Consider the following 15,139-nt stretch of genomic DNA (forward strand, 5'->3'; position numbering starts at 1 on the left):
CGTCGGTAAAGTTGAGGAAAAATCATGACCGTTACCATACCCATCAAAGCTATCCAACTCACACCCGGTAGTACCATTACTATAAATAACCTTAAATGGCAATACTTTGAAACAATTCTTGAGGAACTTGGGGAAAAGCGACGAGTGCGGCTGACCTACTATCAAGGAAATTTAGAAATCATGTCTGCCCTTGCCATTCACGAAAGACCCCACCGGATTATTGCCGATATTGTTAAAGCCATATTAAACCTACAGGGGCGCGACTGGGAAGACTTTGGTTCAACTACCTTTAAACGTCCTGAAATTGCTGGTGTTGAACCGGATACCTGTCTTTATATTCAGAATGCTCATCAAATGCGAGGCTGTACTCAGATGGACTTAGACATTTATCCACCCCCAGACTTAGCTATTGAATCTGATGTTACCTCAAAAACAACTCTTGAGGTTTATGCAGCTATTGGTGTTCCTGAAGTATGGATTTATAGCAAACAACAACTTAGAATTTACATCATCAAAGATGGAAATTATCAAGAAACGTCGCTCAGTCCAACCTTTCCCAATTTATCCTTAACTACACAGATTCCTCAACTCGTAGAACAGGCAATTAATCAAGGAACAAGCAGAATGTTAAGGGAATTAAAAAGTCAATTTTTTCAATCGAAATAAGTCTTACTTCTTGCTAAGCAATTCCATCACAACCCCCCCAGCTGCCATCCTTTATATCCGTTACCCACTATTGTCAATTATTCCTCAGGCACACAAGTTCCCACTAAACAAGCTCGATCCAAATTAACACCACTCAAAGAAGCCCCATCCATCTCAGCACAAAGCAAATTCGCTCCACTGAGATTACTACCAGATAGATTAGCTCCACGGAGATCGGCCTCTTCCAGATTTGCTTCAGTTAAGGTTGCCCCTTGTAAATCTGCCTGAGACAAATCGGCTCCCTTCAAATTGGCACTATTAAGATTAGCTCCTCGCAAATCTGCCCCTCGCAAATCCACTCCTTGCAAATTGACCCCCATCAAATTGGCACCACTTAAAAAAGCACCGGTAAAGCAAGTCTGACTCAACTTAGCCCCCATCAAATTAGCGCCTCGGAGATTACCACCCCGCAAATCCGCACCACTCAAATCCGCCTGCATCAAGTTAGCACCAAGCAAATTCGCCCGCAAGTCAGCAGATTCGAGTTTGGCACCAATTAAGTTAGCACCATCAAGACGAGCACCATTCAAATTACAGCCAGAAAAATTTACTCCCACAAGTGTTGCACCAGCAAGATTAATTTTTTCCAATTGGCTACCGGAAAGATCCTCATCTTCCAAATCTGCTCCTGGCAGTTGCTTTACTTTCCCCGCCCGAATTGCTTCAATTTCCATCAACCAGATAACCTTGGCCAAAAGGCCACGCGATCGCTTTCAACTGTTCATCTTTCACCCTACCCTACACCGGATCCCTGGGCAAGAACAACCTTCAACCTTCAACCTTCAACCTTCAACCTTCAACCTTCAACCTTCAACCTTCAACCTTCAACCTTCAACCTTCAACCCTCTAACCTTGGCCAAAGGCCACGCAATCGCGTTCAACCTTCAACTTTTATTCCTTCATCCTTCAACCGTTACTTTGTCCTCAGATAACGAATCAAGCAACCACATCCCTGAAGCAATTTTAGGCTGATTAGCTTGCAAACTCATACCCTGCTGCATTCCCATCACTATCAGCCCCAGGGTTTCCACCAGTTTAGGGTCAAAGGCTTCCCCTGACAATGCCTGACAGTTTCTTAGAGCTTGAGACAGAGCATCCTCCTCAGATTCATGGGTATTGAGTTGCTGCTGAAAATAAGCGATCAGCCTCAAAATCCTTGATTCCAAGGGAATATTATCGTAAGCTAAGCCATCCGGTTGTCCTGAACCATCCCAGGATTCGGTTTGATGGGTAATAATGTTAGCGACAGCCTGCAATCGAGGCATAATCCGTAACACCGATCCCCTCGGAAGAGATTCCTGCTTCTCGATCACGTCTTTCTGAGCAGCTGACTTAGGGGGTAGTTCTATCTTGACCCCCTGCAAGGGGGATAGACGGTGCAACAGTGCTGCCAGACTTAAACGTTTCAGTTGCCATGCTGGTAAATCCAGCAACTGCCCGATAGTCTCACACAAGGTTTTTACCTCAGCGCCAGCGTTGGGATTGACAGCATCCGCTTGGTCAATTAGCTGCGCCATACGCAAGAAAGCCTGCATTTCATTAGAAACCAGGTTATCGTCTAACACCTGAACATGGCTCGGGGAGGTATGGGACGGTAACTCTTGTTGACCTTTCTGAAGATAGTTCACGACCCGATTCACCACTGCCCCAATATAGTCTCGTGGCTTGGTGCTGTCGATCATCTTTTGAAGTTGTGCCGTTAAGCTAGCTTGCAAGTCTGGGTTATAGTTACCAATGTGAGCGATCGCAAACTCCACTGTCTCCCTGACCAAGTCTGGCTCAAATGTCCAGAATCCATAGAATTTGCGCTCTCGATCCTGCTCTGGCAGTCCTTGAGTGCCATAATCCGACTCAGATAATTCTTGACATAACACCATTGCTGTGTATGTCTCGGAAATAATAATCAAGTGCCACTCTTGAGCTACAGGATCGGAGGACTCTAAACTAACTAGGGCAACATTCGACCGCTGACTGGTGGGATGTTCAGCAAAGCCAGCATCCGGTGCGGCCATGATCACCACCTGAGATGATTTCAGCGCTATATCGCCATAGCGTTCAGCTTCCTCAAGATACCATTTGCCCCGCTGGAATGCCGTAATCATTAGTGGAGCACTGTCAGACTCTAGGATAAAGTCTTCTAGGGCATGGCACAGCGATACTAAGGTATTTTTGTAATAAACTCCAAAGCTTAGAGGTTTTTTGGTGCCGCGATGGGCTTGTTCTAGTTTTTGTAATATCGAACCTGAGCGCATGGTTACTAAAAAATTGTTAATTAAATTTTGTTATTTAAACTTGTTAATTTAATTTTGCCATTATCCCTTTCTAGTTATTTAAAACTAGTTTTTTTTCTTGGTGTTTATTTGGTAATATTGGGGCAGTGAGGGCTGCTTCTAATGGAGCCACTCCTAGTCTTTCTTCAAGGATTTTCATCACTTCACGCCCAAAATCATTAGAATTTTGCCGCCAAGCTTCCAGACAAACTTCACCAAAGAAAGACCCTAGGGGTTCGGGATTCCATAGGAGTTTCTTGGCTGTCCAGGGCATCAGACTCATGGGATCATAGTCCCGGTTGAGGATAGTTTTGTCAAAGGCGTACTGTTCTAAATGGGTATGGGGTTGTAGACCAATGAAGAAGATGGCTGGTTCTACTTTATCCCTACCAAATATTTGCTCTAGTTCCCGGTGATAGGCAATAGTCTGACGAATGGTGTCAAAGGTTTCATCGATCACATTGAAAGAATAGTTGACGGAAACTAGGTCATTGAAGCCAGCTGCTTTTAAATCACGACAGTTTTGCAGTACGGTGCGTAGGTTATAGCCCATGCGCATTTTCCGCACCAGTTCCTGAGAACCACTGGTAATCCCGATTTCAAAGTAATTCATCCCGGTTTTTACCATCAGGTCGCATAATTCTGGGGTAAGATTGTCTGCCCGAATGTATGCTGCCCAGTTAATGTCGCTCATGCCAGCATCAAGGATTTTCTGCAACAGTTCAACCGCATCACCAATGAATTTTTTGGCAGGAATGAACTGAGCATCAGTGAACCAGAACTTGCGGATGCCTCGGTCATAGAGTTGGCGCATTTCTGCCACCACTTCATCTGCCGGGTTAATCCTTACCTGTTTGCCTTCTACAACGGTATAGATACAGTAGCAGCAGTTATGGGGGCACCCACGCTTGGTTTGAACTCCAATGTAAAAGTCGTTCTGTTGGAAGTAATAATCAAAGCTCGGCCAGATGCTTTGAATATAGTCGTAGTTGCAAGCAATTTTTTCAATGGCAGTGGGAGACTCATGGATCATGCGATCGCGTGGCTTAGCTTGCCCTACCACATAACAGCGCTGATCATCGAAGTCCTGACCCCGGAGAAGTTTCGTGAGTAAGGTTTCCCCTTCTCCAACGGAAACGATGGTTCCAGTTGGCAGTTTATTTTCCAACTGCTCATAGAATACACTAACTGCTCCACCCCCCACAATCAGGCGAGCGTCTGGGTTATATCGTTTAGCTCGTTTGAGTCCTTGTTTGATTAACCCCAAGTTCCCCCACAGTTCGCCATAGTAAGAGGCAGCTAAACGCAGACCCCCCAGCGCTCCCCGTAATTTCACCAAGGGATTGCCAGCATAGTAAAACTCAAAGGCATTTTGGAGCGGGTTACCACCCCTACCACCCACTGGAGCATAGATTTGAATGTCGCGCCAGGAAAATACCAACAGGGTTGGTTTAAACTGGTCTATCTCAGTATCCAAGGCGCTGCCAAAGTCTAGGGGAGGTACAGTTCCCAAGTCAAAAATGCGCTGTTCTACATCCGGGAACTGTTTATGAACATGGTCAGCTAAATAAACCACCCCGATCGGAAAGATTGGATTACACGGAAGGCGAACATATAGTATTTTCTGTTCCATTGGTAACTGTTTATAGTAATGATTTTTTGGTATTATAAGTTTTTTTTATCAGCAAGGTTAGTTTCGGTTATTCTTGAGGAATCCCGTTCGCGTAGCGTAGCCTTTTGGCCAATCCCGTAGCGTGGCCTTTTGGCCAATCAAGCTCAAGATTTCAAGCCAGATTTATACCCAGATCTAAAGCCAGATTTATCTACCGCCGTTTTCTCTACTTTGAGACTACGGCGCGCAGAACCTACCAAGGGTGTACAACAATTATGAAATTGGTTTTTACATATCTTAACTTTACCAAAATTAGGGACTTACATCAACCTTATGGTATTTTTGTGTATAGGGATCAAAAATCAGCATCAAGTCATCTAATAGAGTAAAGTACTATAATGTGCTTTATAGAGTGAGCATTAGACCTGATTTATGATGAATATCGCTAAAAAAAGCAAATAATCCTACATAATACCAATAATTAGCAGAGCGACGCTGTTTTGTCGGTGAGCGGCTGAGTTGGACTTCAATGATTAGTAGCCGTGTTTACAACTCGCCGGGATCATAAATGCTACCTTGGTGTTTGTAATAAATTAATCTTTAGAGAATAAATACAGCGGTTATGACACAAATTTTTGATCCTGTTCCTTCAGATAGCCAGGATTCCCTTCTGTGCTGCTATGTGAATGCCACTAGCCAGATCCAGATTGCTAGAATAACTAATATACCTAACTGGTACTTTGAAAGAGTTGTTTTCCCAGGGCAGCGCTTAGTTTTTGAAGCACCGCCACAGGCTCTTCTAGAAATACATACAGGGATGATGGCAAGTTCTATTCTCTCAGATACCATCCCTTGTGACCGCTTATTGTTTAGCCAAAGTGGTAATGCTTATGGCTATGCTGTTTCCGCCGAATCAGCCAAACCTGCGGATATCAAAGCACATCCAGAAACAGTTGATACTCAAAGAGTGTTAACTGAAAAATTGCCTAGGCTGGTTAGCGCGGTTTAGCTGTCCGGCAAAATTCATCCCACACCTAATGCTGCGCATTAGGTGTGGGATGAATTTTGCACAGGGTATGCATGGAATTGCTATAATATATTTACTGGTAAACAAAGCCGAAAATGCTGGTTTGTCAGCAAAACACTCTTAAAAAAAAGACCAAGAAAACAGAGCGGCAGGGCAGTCCGTTCTTAAAGCCCAGCGCCTCCTAAGGGATGCCCGGATTGGCTGGGAAGCCTACACTGAAATCGTTCGCGGACCGGCTCTGTAAGAGCAGAGTCAGTGTAGGAGCTGTCACTTACTATAATCTATACTTTGGGGTTGCTTACAACAGAAGTAACCCATTTTTCATTGGTTGTCTGGTTGAACGCGATCGCGTGGCCGTTCGCGTAGCGTGGTCGAAAGGCCAAAAGGCCAAGGTTTTCTGGTTGAAGGTTGTTTGGTTGAAGGTTGTCTGGTTGAAGGTTGTTCGCGAAGCGTGGCCAAAGGCCAAGGTTGTTTGGTTGTTTGGTTGTTATTGCCCAGGCGTCCCTTGTCGGTTAGGTTGAGAGTTCAAGCTAAATAGGCTATAGTGCTAGACTTGTAACTTGTCACTTGGTCTGTAACCATAGCAAGAGTAATTGAAAAGTGAACAAGAACAGATCTTGAACAGATATTGAGATTCTGTTCCATCACCCCGTCACCCCATCACTCCATCACCCTATCACCCTGTGAATCTCCCTTCTTTTCTCTGGCTCTGGAAAATTGCGGCTTGGTCAATGGGTTTATCCCTATGTGCCTATGTACTCCTGGCAATCACCGGCAGCATTGCGTTTTATCAACGTAACTCCGGACGTCCACGACCGACTTGGTTACGCCCTCTGCACTACATCATTGGCTGGATCATGGTCGCTCTAGTCTTGGTTCTGCTGGGAATTGGTTTAGTAGGGACCATCGGCCATTACGGTAATCTAGGTCATTCAGCCCACTTAATTGCTGGATGGTCTGTGGTAGCACTGGTGTTGCTCTCAGCCTTTAGTGCTACCCAAATTAGTCCTCAACAACCCTTAGCAAAGGCTGTTCATGTTGCTACCAACATTGCCTTGCTAGTGGGATTTACCTGGGTTTCCCTTACTGGTTGGGAAGTTGTCCAGAAATATATGAGGCATTAGTCCTTTGTTAATTGTTAGTTTAGATTTTGAAAGTTGAAAGTTGAAAGTTGAAAGTTGAAAGTTGGTTGAAAGTTGAAAGTTGAAAGTTTAAGGTTATTTGTCAGCCATGGATGCCTTTACTTAGCGGATGGACGACTTTCAGAACGATAAAAAGGCTTCTTGACCACAAGGGCAGGATAGGATTTACCCCGGATTTCTACTTCCAGCTGCTGTCCAACTTTGCCCAACTTTTTGGGAACATAGGCTAGTGCGATCGCATTTCCTAAGGTTGGTGCTAATGTACCACTAGTGACAACTCCTACCACCTCACCATCAGCTAGGACTGGGTAACCATGGCGAGCAATCTGCCGTCCTTGCATCTGGATCCCAACTAGCTTGCGTTCGATCCCCGTTGCTTTTTGTTGCTCTAGCACCGAGCGTCCGATGAAGTCTCCTTTGCTATCAAGATGCACTAGCCAACCTAACCCAGCTTCTAACGGTGTCGTGGTATCGTCAATATCTTGTCCGTAGAGTCCCATTGCCGCTTCTAGGCGCAGGGTATCTCTGGCACCTAAACCACAGGGAGTCACACCAGAATTTAAAAGTGTCAGCCACAGCTCTATTCCCACATCTGGGTCTAGCATCAGCTCAAATCCATCTTCCCCGGTGTAACCGGTTCTAGCCATAAATGCCGGTTTTCCCAAAACCGTTGCCTCTAGATGTCCAAACGCTTTGACTGGTGCTAAGGGTTCTTTGACAAATGGCTGAAGATGTGATATGGCTAATGGTCCCTGTACTGCGATCAACACTTTTGATGTTGAAAGGTCTTGTAAGGTAACTAAATCAGTATCCAGGTGAGCTAACAACCAGTCTTTGTCTTTGGTGCAGGTTGCTCCATTAACAATCATCATCCCCCGCTGCTCCCCAGACTCCTCCTCACCTTGGTAGTAGAAGATAATGTCATCAATGATTCCACCATTGGGATTTAACAACACCGTGTATTGAGCTTGACCTGGTTGCAAGCGGGTTAAATCCGAAGGTACTAGAGACTGCAATTGCTCCCGTAATTGCCTACCATGAAAAGCAAACTTACCCATATGGGAGATGTCGAAAATTCCGACAGCAGTTCGTACTGCAGCATGTTCTTTTTTCAATCCGCTAAATTGTACTGGCATTTCCCAACCCGCAAAAGCTGTCAAGCGGGCATTTTGTGCTACCACCTGGTCAAATAGGGGAGTGCGAGCCAATTTAGGGGTTTCGGATTGGGACTCTGGAGATCCTGGGGAATTTGCCACGGGTTTTAATAATGGTGTTCAGTTATCAGGTTAGTCTAACATTTATCTGGTATTATCAGATGCGTGTGCATAGCGTGTGTGTAGCACAATGTGGAATGGGCATCTTGCCCGTGTAGCACAATGTGGAATGGGCATCTTGCCCGTTACAATTTCGCGTTTTATTAACAACAGTTGGTAAACAGTTGGTAAACGCGCCACTTTTAAATTTATCACCATTAAGCTACTATATTGTATTGGTAAACACTATCCCACTACTATGAACAAAAAAGTAATTTGGTATATCAAATCTCAAGTTGGAGTTCTGCTTTTTCCCTTAGGTTTATGCTTATTTGGAGAAGCCGTTTCTAAAAGAATTGAAGGAGAGCCTTGGTTTTGGTTAGGGACCTTAAGCTTAGTGGTGATTAATGCCGGGATTGGTTTGATGATTGAAAGCGGATTGATATCAGGTTTTCCTAGGGATAACGTTGCCAAAGACGAGTCAAAAGAATCAGTTTTAAAGACTGAATAAAGGCTTTATCTAAGCATTCAGCATTCAGCGGTCAGCGGTCAGCGGTCAGCGGTCAGCGGTCAGCGGTCAGCTGACAATCAACCTCTTTCGTGACTATTCAACTAATCCTTACCTCTTGTCTTGAAAAGACTTTTGTGACTATTAAACTAATCCTTAGCTGTTTTATTCAAAAGCTGATAACTGATCGCTGATTGCTGATAGCTGATCCCTGATCGCTGATCGCTGATCGCTGATCGCTAATAGCTGATCGCTGATAGCTTACCAAGGTAACTTGCTTCCATCCCAGGAAAAAAACTCTCCACTATCCCCTTTATCCAGCTTTTCGATTACCCCCAGTAGTTGAGTAACAGTACGCTCTACTGGGAATAACTTATCAGCAGGTACATTTTTTTGAAAGGGTTTAGAAAGGCGCGTATTGGTTGTACCAGGATGTAACGTGACAACGATAGTTTGAGGACTTTTTCTACTGTATTCAATTGCCACCGTTCGCATAAACATATTTAACGCTGCTTTCGATGCTCGATAGCCATACCATCCTCCCAGTTGATTATCACCAATACTGCCAATTTTGGCAGAAATGCTAGCAAAAATACTGCGATCGCTATGACGGAATAATGGTAAAAGATGTTTAGCCAGCAGCACTGCTCCAATACTGTTAACCTGGAAGTAACGGATCAAGTGTTCTGAATTAATCTGTTTCAGGCTTTTTTCTGGTTGTAAGCTGCCGTCATGAAGCAATCCAACACAATTGATCACTAAGTGGAGTTTGTCTATCCCTACACTAATTTGTTTGACAGCTTCAGATACTTGCAACTCGTCAGTAATATCCATCGATAGACAAACTAATCGATTAGGATAGTTGTTTGCAAGGGCAATTAATTCTGAACTAGAATCACGATGACGATAAGTGCCATAAATCTTGGTAAACGTTTCATCTTTCAGCAATTGTTTGACAAAAGCCAGACCAATACCTCCACTGGAACCGATAATCAAAGCATTGGCATTGTTAATTCCATCTATAGACATTTATTAGGGCTCCGCGTAGGGAGTAGGGAGTAGGGAGTAGGGAGTAGGGAGTAGGGGGAATTTTGGGAAGTTTGCGGAGATAGGGCAGATTTTTGTTAAGAGGAATTATCCTGATAGGATTGTAACGCTTAAATTATAGCGTTTCTCGTAGCTATGAGGTACAAATTATTTTTTACCTCTTCCCTCTTCCCTTTTCCCTCTTACCTCTTACCTGCTCCCTGCTCCCTGCTCCCTGCTCCCTAAAAACCATAAATTTATACCTCACAAGTCGTAGAATTGCTATAACAAACAACATTAGCTCAAAATTTGTGCCAAATCTAGCACAAATCCAGGCAATACATCCTCTCCTGACAAGCTACTTGGGGATTGCAAAACCTCCCTATCCTGTCCAGGGCGATAAATTGTTACCTGTTGATTTTGAGGGTCAATTAGCCAACCTAGACGTACACCACAGTCCATGTACTCTTGCATTTTTTCCTGCAACGTCTTGAGGCTGTCATTAGCAGAGCGGAGTTCCGTTACAAAATCAGGAGCCATTGGTAAGAATTTAGCAGGATCTGGATTAAGGGCTTCTAATCTTTCTCGCCTTACCCAGGAGGCATCAGGAGAACGATTGGCACCATTAGAAAGCCTAAACCCCGTTGAGGAATCAAACGCTAATCCAGTTCCATCACTATCAGCCCAATTACCCAAACGTTGCGTCAGTCGGCTATTCCGGTTTCCGCTTTTCCATCCCGTTGGTGGCATGATAATTAGTTCTCCCTTGCTGGTACTCTCAAGACGTAAATCTCTATTGTCCTGACAGAGTTGGAAGAACTGTTCATCAGTTAGTTCAATGGTGGGAGCTATGTTGAGAATAAGAGCAGTCATAATTAATAATTATAGCAATTTCGGAGAGGGAATAGGGAATAGGGAATAGGGAATAGGGAATAGGGAATAGGGAATAGGCAACAGTAGTAAAGATCTGGGAGGATTTTTTGATATTATACTAAATTAGCCTTAGTTTTCTAAGCAAGCTGACCGCTGTTCGCGTAGCGTGAGCTTTTAGCTCACCGCTGTTCGCGTAGCGTGAGCTTTTAGCTCACCGCTGTTCGCGTAGCGTGAGCTTTTAGCTCACCGCTGACCGCTTACCTTAGGGTTTAAAATTACCCACTGAAATATCAACACTAACTGGGTCTTCATTATCCACTAAACCATCGCCATTTTCATCCCAAACAGAGGTCGCAAAGAAACCGCAACGAATATCGATTTCCTGCTCAAAAACTCTCAAAAATAGAGACCCTTGTTTGGTCGCGCATTTAAATTCTGTTTTCTGAACTAGCTCTGGAGCATTTGTGCGTAATTGAGGCAATACTTTCTGGCACTGTTGGTCAGAGTTAGAGCAAACTAATGGCTTCACAAACGTAGAATCATTGGCTACTAAAGGCAAAACCCCTAACCATGTACCAGTGCGATTGCCATTTCCTAAGGGTTTATCCCAACAAAAAAAACTGACTCGCTGGGGTTGTCCTTGATTCTGAAAAACCTTTAAATTTAAATATTTGCTATCACTACACTCCCTTTCCCATTCAGCTATTTGTTCAGGAAAACTATCGCCAAGGTCAGCTAAAACTTCCTGACATTGGCGTTCACCACAATCTCCTGCTACGTTCCGAGGCTGGGTTTTATCTGCTGGGGTTTCACTAGCACAACCAAGTACAAGCAGACCGACTATAATACTAGGAATTGCTAATTTTTTTACTTTCATTTAAAAATTTATTTATAATTATTATTATAGCATTTTATAGAAATTTTATTCCTTTCTCCCTGCTCCCTGCCTGGCTGCTCCCTGCTCCCTGCTCCCTGTTCCCTGTTCCCTGTTCCCTTTACTATGGCAATTTCACTTTAAATTTGCCATTCTCAATCTACAGAGCAAATCATTCAACGCATCCTTAGCGGATGGTGCTTCTGGTAACCAACTAGACTCAGACGCTTCCTCTAATTGACTCTGTAGACGATTATATTCTCCCTCATGAAAATTCAAATTTGTATCTTCTAATACAGACTTTTCTGCTCCTGCTAGCTTCCGAGCGATTAAATCGGGAATATAAGGTAACTGGAACACCTCATTGAGCTTAACCAAGTTAGTTTCTATTTCCCCAGTTTTCATTAAATGGATACCAGTCAACAGCACCCGATAGACATAAAGCAAGGGTTTGACACGACATGGACTCATCTTTTGAAACAGTTTCCATTGGGTTCGGGAAAATCCTAGATAATGATGGGCATGGTAGCGAGTAATGCATTGTTTTGCGATCGCTTTTAATTCCTCATGCTCTGGTGTAGTGTGAATCACTAGGGGTGAGTACAGCTGCTCTAAGACATAACCATTCTTTTTCAGCAGCATCTCAAAGAACTTTTTGATATCGTGAGTGACTAGATCCAGTTCTATGGAATCCCGAATTTCTGAAACTTCAATCGTTTCCGGTCCCGGCTCCAGTCCTATAACCTTCTGCACTGGGAGAATGTGGCTCCCACGGAAATCATAATCAGAATCCGGTGAAGGGAAACCATACAAATGCGCTCCACTGAGGGTAGCAAATAACAGTGGATGGGGTTGAGTATAAATTACAGATAGTAGTTTTTGGTTTAAATTCATATACAGCAGTTTTTAATTGTATCAGGTACAGATTCCTGGGTTTTAGGGAACAGGGAACAGCGGATCTGGGAACAGAGAAGAGGAAAGAGGAAAAAATCCTGAGGTGTGACCCGTGGCGAATTTAATTATTAATGGGTCAAGGGCACCTAATAGTTATGAAAAACGCTGTATAACTATAGCAATCCGTGTAGGAATTGTGATAATTTTGGTTCTCTATTCCCTATTCCCTATTCCCTATTCCCTATTCCCTATTCCCTGTTTCCTTTGCCATAAACCCTACTTTGACGTGCTTTAATCAAAAACCCATTAGCTGCTTCATAATCCGGACGTTCTGGCAAATTGGTGTTAGCAAAAGCAGCATCAAACTCTTGATGTAAGCTCAATCGCCAAGCAGTAACCTCCTCCCATGGCATTTCATCCCGACGGATGGCTAGGAGTTGTTGCCGATACGCCTCAACTTTCACTGGTACAAATCCCTCTTTCAGGACTGTGATCCCTGAGAGCAATAAACGGATTAAGTGCATAGCATGTTTTAATCGAACTGCTCCTTTAGTCCGAAAATCTTGCTCCATTTTCTTAAATTGGGACATCACATAGCCATTATAGGTTTGGTAAACCAACTTAGACAGAAAAATATCTCGAATACCTAGCAATTCCTCGGCTAGGGGAGTGGCTGTTTCCACTAGTGGTGTGTAGAGACATTCCAACACATTTGGATTAGCCTTCAGTGCCAAAATGATAAACTTTTGAAGCTCCCAGTAGCACTCTTGAGTCTCGTGGTTTTCTAACTGTTCCGGAATTCCATACAAAGACCAGTGAACCACAGCTGGTGGCAGGTAAATACCCCGTCTGTCTGTATCAGAGTTTTCATCATCCAGACCAAATGCTCTCGACCCTACTACACAGCGGTAGATAACATGATCATATAAATTTAACTCTGTGAGTAAGTCTTCCGAGAGCTGTAACCCTTCTTTTTGGAAGTGTTTACGAATACTAAATTCATGGCGAGGTAGGGTAACCTCCCTATCATTAGACAAACGCACCCGATACCCATGGGAATTATCTGTTGGTGCTTTTACTATTACACCGACTGCTCCTGGTACACATAATGTTTCACCCGCAGAGTTTTTAACAGCCACACGAGTTACAACTTGGGTACCGACTGGCAAGATTAGGTGAGGATTCATTTATTATAAGTTTTTTGTATAAACCCTAGTACAAGTTTAATCTATTAAACTACTATAGCATTTTTTACTAAAATACAGCCTTTTTAATAACTATTAAGTACACAAAATTATTTCTCTATGCCCTGATCCGAAGACCCCTAAAACCCAGACATTTGTACCTGACCGAATTGAAAACCGCTGTAAGCTGTTGCGCATTGAAATTGGGTATTATTCAGTTATAAAAAAACCGTCAAACCCTCTCCCCAGCTCCCCAGCTCCCCAGCTCCCCAGCTCCCCAGCTCCCCAGTTCCCCAGCTGTCAGAACCATCAAATTTAAATGAAGACCAGCTTATCTTAGGGTTGATGGTAAAAGCAATGCAGCAAGTTATCCAATAGTTTTTCTTTATCAGGATAATTTTTTTTTGTTTTTTGTAAATTATTCTTGGCTTCTGCTAGCAAGTAATAATAACTACTTGCAGACTTAAAAACTACATCATATTTCTCAAATAAATAAAATTTTAAGTCATATAAATTCCAGTCAGATTGTTTGTGTAACCAATCAATAACTTCTTGTTTTTCTTTTTTGCTCAAAAACCCTTTCCCCCCTTTATAAGATAATTTTAATCCTTCTATTCCCGCTGTATTAAATCGTTTTTTCCATTTACTAATAAAGCTTTTTGATACATTTAAAGCTTCGGATATTGATTGATAGTTCCAGCCATCTATGACAAATTTTACAGCTAGCGCTCTTTTTAATTCTCTTGAATCTGGATTCCTCTTAATCCACTCATTTAAATCTTGATTTTTTTTATTTTCTTTATTTGACATAGTTTTTTTTAAAATTTTTTCTGATTTTTGAGTTATTTAAACTTAGTTATATTGGGTTATATGATCGTTACTAGACTGAATAGTAATTATAAATTCAAATCAATTATCCCCGATCATTAGTTGATTTATAAAACCCTAAAATATCCAAAAAATTAAACAATTAAGGCTATACTTGGCAATAAAAAATTAGTATTTTTGTTTAGCGTAAATATTTTTCAAGTGCTTCTTAACCGTATTGATGCTGATAAATAGCTGCTGGGCAATTTCTCGGTAAGTAAAGTTGGCTTTTTTAAGTGACCAAATTTCCTGTTCGCGAGGCGTTAACCCATATTTGAGCGCATCAGTGCTAGCGGAATTTTGAGAAGATTGACTTTGATCTTCTAGGGTGACTAAGAGGTAAGGTTCTGGGGATAATTCTAACGTTAACCATCTAACCCTAACCCGAAAGTTAACTGACTTATCTACTTTAATTTCAGCTTCGATAATTAGTTTGCGATCGCAAAACCACTCACGACTATCAATTAATGATTCGCAAACTCGCCAAATTTGGTCAGGGATAGAATTTATCTGTGACCTACCTTGAGTGATTTGAGAACACATTCGACGTCCACACTCATTGGCATGAAACCAATCTTGGTTAATAGTTAGAATCAGCACCCCATCCACAAACCCCTCAAGGATTGCTTGGATCAGTAATGGGGGTTCTGATCTTGTTTGTGCCATGACTAGCATTACCTGAATTACACATTATCCAGAATTCCGAATTTGCCCAGCCTTTGCTAGACACAGTTTTGGATCAGGTTTGGATCAGCTGCTGATCACAACAGATGATCCAAAATTGGCACTTGACAATTGGTATAATAAAGTATAATAATTTCGAGCTCTCACCTGGCTCTAGTTTGAATTATTAACACATCAAGTAGCAAAGAATTGTGAACAGGATTGTGAAGAGGTTTCCTGA

18 protein-coding genes are annotated in these 15,139 nt (G+C 42.7%); 6 read left to right on the forward strand and 12 right to left on the reverse strand.

Annotated features, from left to right (window positions below):
• Window positions 1-24 precede the first annotated feature (24 nt).
• Complete coding sequence (locus F6K46_RS00460; RefSeq protein WP_293051065.1) at window positions 25-666, forward strand: Uma2 family endonuclease; 642 nt, start codon at window positions 25-27, stop codon at window positions 664-666.
• 77 nt (window positions 667-743) lie between these two features.
• On the opposite strand, the gene F6K46_RS00465 is transcribed toward F6K46_RS00460, so the two are convergent.
• Window positions 744-1,379, reverse strand: coding sequence for a pentapeptide repeat-containing protein (locus tag F6K46_RS00465; protein WP_293051473.1), 636 nt, complete (start codon window positions 1,377-1,379; stop codon window positions 744-746).
• Between the two features lie 13 nt (window positions 1,380-1,392).
• Between F6K46_RS00465 and F6K46_RS00470 the strand changes: the two genes are divergently transcribed.
• Window positions 1,393-1,677 carry a hypothetical protein gene (locus tag F6K46_RS00470; protein ID WP_293018166.1) on the forward strand — a complete coding sequence of 95 codons (285 nt, stop codon included), beginning with the start codon at window positions 1,393-1,395 and terminating at the stop codon, window positions 1,675-1,677.
• On the opposite strand, the gene F6K46_RS00475 is transcribed toward F6K46_RS00470, so the two are convergent.
• Both F6K46_RS00475 and F6K46_RS00480 read right to left on the reverse strand, forming a co-directional pair.
• Window positions 1,605-2,957, reverse strand: a complete 1,353-nt coding sequence (locus F6K46_RS00475; protein WP_293051062.1) for a DICT sensory domain-containing protein — start codon at window positions 2,955-2,957, stop codon at window positions 1,605-1,607. The two genes, F6K46_RS00470 and F6K46_RS00475, sit on opposite strands and share 73 nt — an antisense overlap.
• Window positions 2,958-3,027: 70 nt before the next feature.
• Entirely contained in the window at window positions 3,028-4,608 is a 1,581-nt protein-coding gene (locus tag F6K46_RS00480; RefSeq protein WP_293051059.1) for a photosystem II high light acclimation radical SAM protein, read from the reverse strand.
• Between the two features lie 601 nt (window positions 4,609-5,209).
• Between F6K46_RS00480 and F6K46_RS00485 the strand changes: the two genes are divergently transcribed.
• Window positions 5,210-5,596 (forward strand): DUF1830 domain-containing protein, encoded by a 387-nt coding sequence (locus tag F6K46_RS00485; protein WP_293051055.1) that lies wholly within the window; start codon window positions 5,210-5,212, stop codon window positions 5,594-5,596.
• Window positions 5,597-5,935: 339 nt separating this feature from the next.
• Here F6K46_RS00485 and F6K46_RS00490 read toward each other — a convergent pair whose 3' ends face one another.
• Complete coding sequence (locus tag F6K46_RS00490) at window positions 5,936-6,073, reverse strand: hypothetical protein (RefSeq protein WP_293116684.1); 138 nt, start codon at window positions 6,071-6,073, stop codon at window positions 5,936-5,938.
• Between the two features lie 224 nt (window positions 6,074-6,297).
• Here F6K46_RS00490 and F6K46_RS00495 point away from each other — a divergent pair, with 224 nt between their 5' ends.
• Complete coding sequence (locus F6K46_RS00495; RefSeq protein ID WP_293051049.1) at window positions 6,298-6,738, forward strand: DUF4079 domain-containing protein; 441 nt, start codon at window positions 6,298-6,300, stop codon at window positions 6,736-6,738.
• A 116-nt stretch (window positions 6,739-6,854) separates the two neighbouring features.
• Here the strand turns inward: F6K46_RS00495 and gcvT are convergent, their stop codons facing one another.
• Window positions 6,855-8,012: a glycine cleavage system aminomethyltransferase GcvT gene (gcvT, locus tag F6K46_RS00500; protein ID WP_293051046.1), complete on the reverse strand. Its 1,158-nt coding sequence runs from the start codon at window positions 8,010-8,012 to the stop codon at window positions 6,855-6,857.
• A gap of 256 nt (window positions 8,013-8,268) precedes the next feature.
• Between gcvT and F6K46_RS00505 the strand changes: the two genes are divergently transcribed.
• Window positions 8,269-8,520 carry a hypothetical protein gene (locus F6K46_RS00505; protein ID WP_293051043.1) on the forward strand — a complete coding sequence of 84 codons (252 nt, stop codon included), beginning with the start codon at window positions 8,269-8,271 and terminating at the stop codon, window positions 8,518-8,520.
• Between the two features lie 258 nt (window positions 8,521-8,778).
• Here F6K46_RS00505 and F6K46_RS00510 read toward each other — a convergent pair whose 3' ends face one another.
• From F6K46_RS00510 to F6K46_RS00525, 4 genes are all read right to left on the reverse strand, one after another.
• The gene (locus tag F6K46_RS00510; RefSeq protein WP_293051040.1) at window positions 8,779-9,546 is read right to left on the reverse strand and encodes an SDR family NAD(P)-dependent oxidoreductase; all 768 of its coding nucleotides are present in this window, start codon (window positions 9,544-9,546) and stop codon (window positions 8,779-8,781) included.
• A gap of 294 nt (window positions 9,547-9,840) precedes the next feature.
• Window positions 9,841-10,416: a Uma2 family endonuclease gene (locus F6K46_RS00515; protein WP_293051038.1), complete on the reverse strand. Its 576-nt coding sequence runs from the start codon at window positions 10,414-10,416 to the stop codon at window positions 9,841-9,843.
• A gap of 262 nt (window positions 10,417-10,678) precedes the next feature.
• Complete coding sequence (locus tag F6K46_RS00520) at window positions 10,679-11,293, reverse strand: hypothetical protein (protein ID WP_293051035.1); 615 nt, start codon at window positions 11,291-11,293, stop codon at window positions 10,679-10,681.
• A 132-nt stretch (window positions 11,294-11,425) separates the two neighbouring features.
• Window positions 11,426-12,184: a nucleotidyltransferase domain-containing protein gene (locus tag F6K46_RS00525; protein WP_293051033.1), complete on the reverse strand. Its 759-nt coding sequence runs from the start codon at window positions 12,182-12,184 to the stop codon at window positions 11,426-11,428.
• Window positions 12,185-12,296: 112 nt separating this feature from the next.
• On the opposite strand from F6K46_RS00525, the gene F6K46_RS00530 reads away from it, so the two are divergent.
• Entirely contained in the window at window positions 12,297-12,479 is a 183-nt protein-coding gene (locus F6K46_RS00530; RefSeq protein ID WP_293116687.1) for a hypothetical protein, read from the forward strand.
• On the opposite strand, the gene F6K46_RS00535 is transcribed toward F6K46_RS00530, so the two are convergent.
• The 3 genes from F6K46_RS00535 to F6K46_RS00545 form a co-directional block, all read right to left on the reverse strand.
• Window positions 12,433-13,371, reverse strand: a complete 939-nt coding sequence (locus tag F6K46_RS00535) for a nucleotidyltransferase domain-containing protein (protein ID WP_075898173.1) — start codon at window positions 13,369-13,371, stop codon at window positions 12,433-12,435. The genes F6K46_RS00530 and F6K46_RS00535 overlap by 47 nt on opposite strands.
• Window positions 13,372-13,704: 333 nt before the next feature.
• On the reverse strand, window positions 13,705-14,178 hold the full coding sequence (locus tag F6K46_RS00540; protein WP_293050935.1) for a helix-turn-helix domain-containing protein: 474 nt from the start codon (window positions 14,176-14,178) through the stop codon (window positions 13,705-13,707).
• Between the two features lie 186 nt (window positions 14,179-14,364).
• Window positions 14,365-14,901 (reverse strand): helix-turn-helix transcriptional regulator, encoded by a 537-nt coding sequence (locus F6K46_RS00545; RefSeq protein ID WP_293050932.1) that lies wholly within the window; start codon window positions 14,899-14,901, stop codon window positions 14,365-14,367.
• Between the last annotated feature and the right edge of the window lie 238 nt (window positions 14,902-15,139).

It is taken from the genome of Moorena sp. SIO3E8 (assembly GCF_010692445.1).
GTDB classification, from domain to species: Bacteria; Cyanobacteriota; Cyanobacteriia; order Cyanobacteriales; family Coleofasciculaceae; genus Moorena; species Moorena bouillonii.

What these genes read in the sequence shown, in the direction of transcription:
- F6K46_RS00505 (WP_293051043.1), top strand. Translation starts at nt 8,269, where the DNA reads ATGAACAAAAAAGTAATTTGGTATATCAAATCTCAAGTTGGAGTTCTG.
- F6K46_RS00465 (WP_293051473.1), bottom strand. Translation starts at nt 1,379, where the DNA reads ATGGAAATTGAAGCAATTCGGGCGGGGAAAGTAAAGCAACTGCCAGGA.
- F6K46_RS00525 (WP_293051033.1), bottom strand. Translation starts at nt 12,184, where the DNA reads ATGAATTTAAACCAAAAACTACTATCTGTAATTTATACTCAACCCCAT.
- F6K46_RS00460 (WP_293051065.1), top strand. Translation starts at nt 25, where the DNA reads ATGACCGTTACCATACCCATCAAAGCTATCCAACTCACACCCGGTAGT.
- F6K46_RS00480 (WP_293051059.1), bottom strand. Translation starts at nt 4,608, where the DNA reads ATGGAACAGAAAATACTATATGTTCGCCTTCCGTGTAATCCAATCTTT.
- F6K46_RS00545 (WP_293050932.1), bottom strand. Translation starts at nt 14,901, where the DNA reads ATGGCACAAACAAGATCAGAACCCCCATTACTGATCCAAGCAATCCTT.
- F6K46_RS00485 (WP_293051055.1), top strand. Translation starts at nt 5,210, where the DNA reads ATGACACAAATTTTTGATCCTGTTCCTTCAGATAGCCAGGATTCCCTT.
- F6K46_RS00475 (WP_293051062.1), bottom strand. Translation starts at nt 2,957, where the DNA reads ATGCGCTCAGGTTCGATATTACAAAAACTAGAACAAGCCCATCGCGGC.
- F6K46_RS00540 (WP_293050935.1), bottom strand. Translation starts at nt 14,178, where the DNA reads ATGTCAAATAAAGAAAATAAAAAAAATCAAGATTTAAATGAGTGGATT.
- F6K46_RS00535 (WP_075898173.1), bottom strand. Translation starts at nt 13,371, where the DNA reads ATGAATCCTCACCTAATCTTGCCAGTCGGTACCCAAGTTGTAACTCGT.
- F6K46_RS00510 (WP_293051040.1), bottom strand. Translation starts at nt 9,546, where the DNA reads ATGTCTATAGATGGAATTAACAATGCCAATGCTTTGATTATCGGTTCC.
- F6K46_RS00520 (WP_293051035.1), bottom strand. Translation starts at nt 11,293, where the DNA reads ATGAAAGTAAAAAAATTAGCAATTCCTAGTATTATAGTCGGTCTGCTT.
- F6K46_RS00515 (WP_293051038.1), bottom strand. Translation starts at nt 10,416, where the DNA reads ATGACTGCTCTTATTCTCAACATAGCTCCCACCATTGAACTAACTGAT.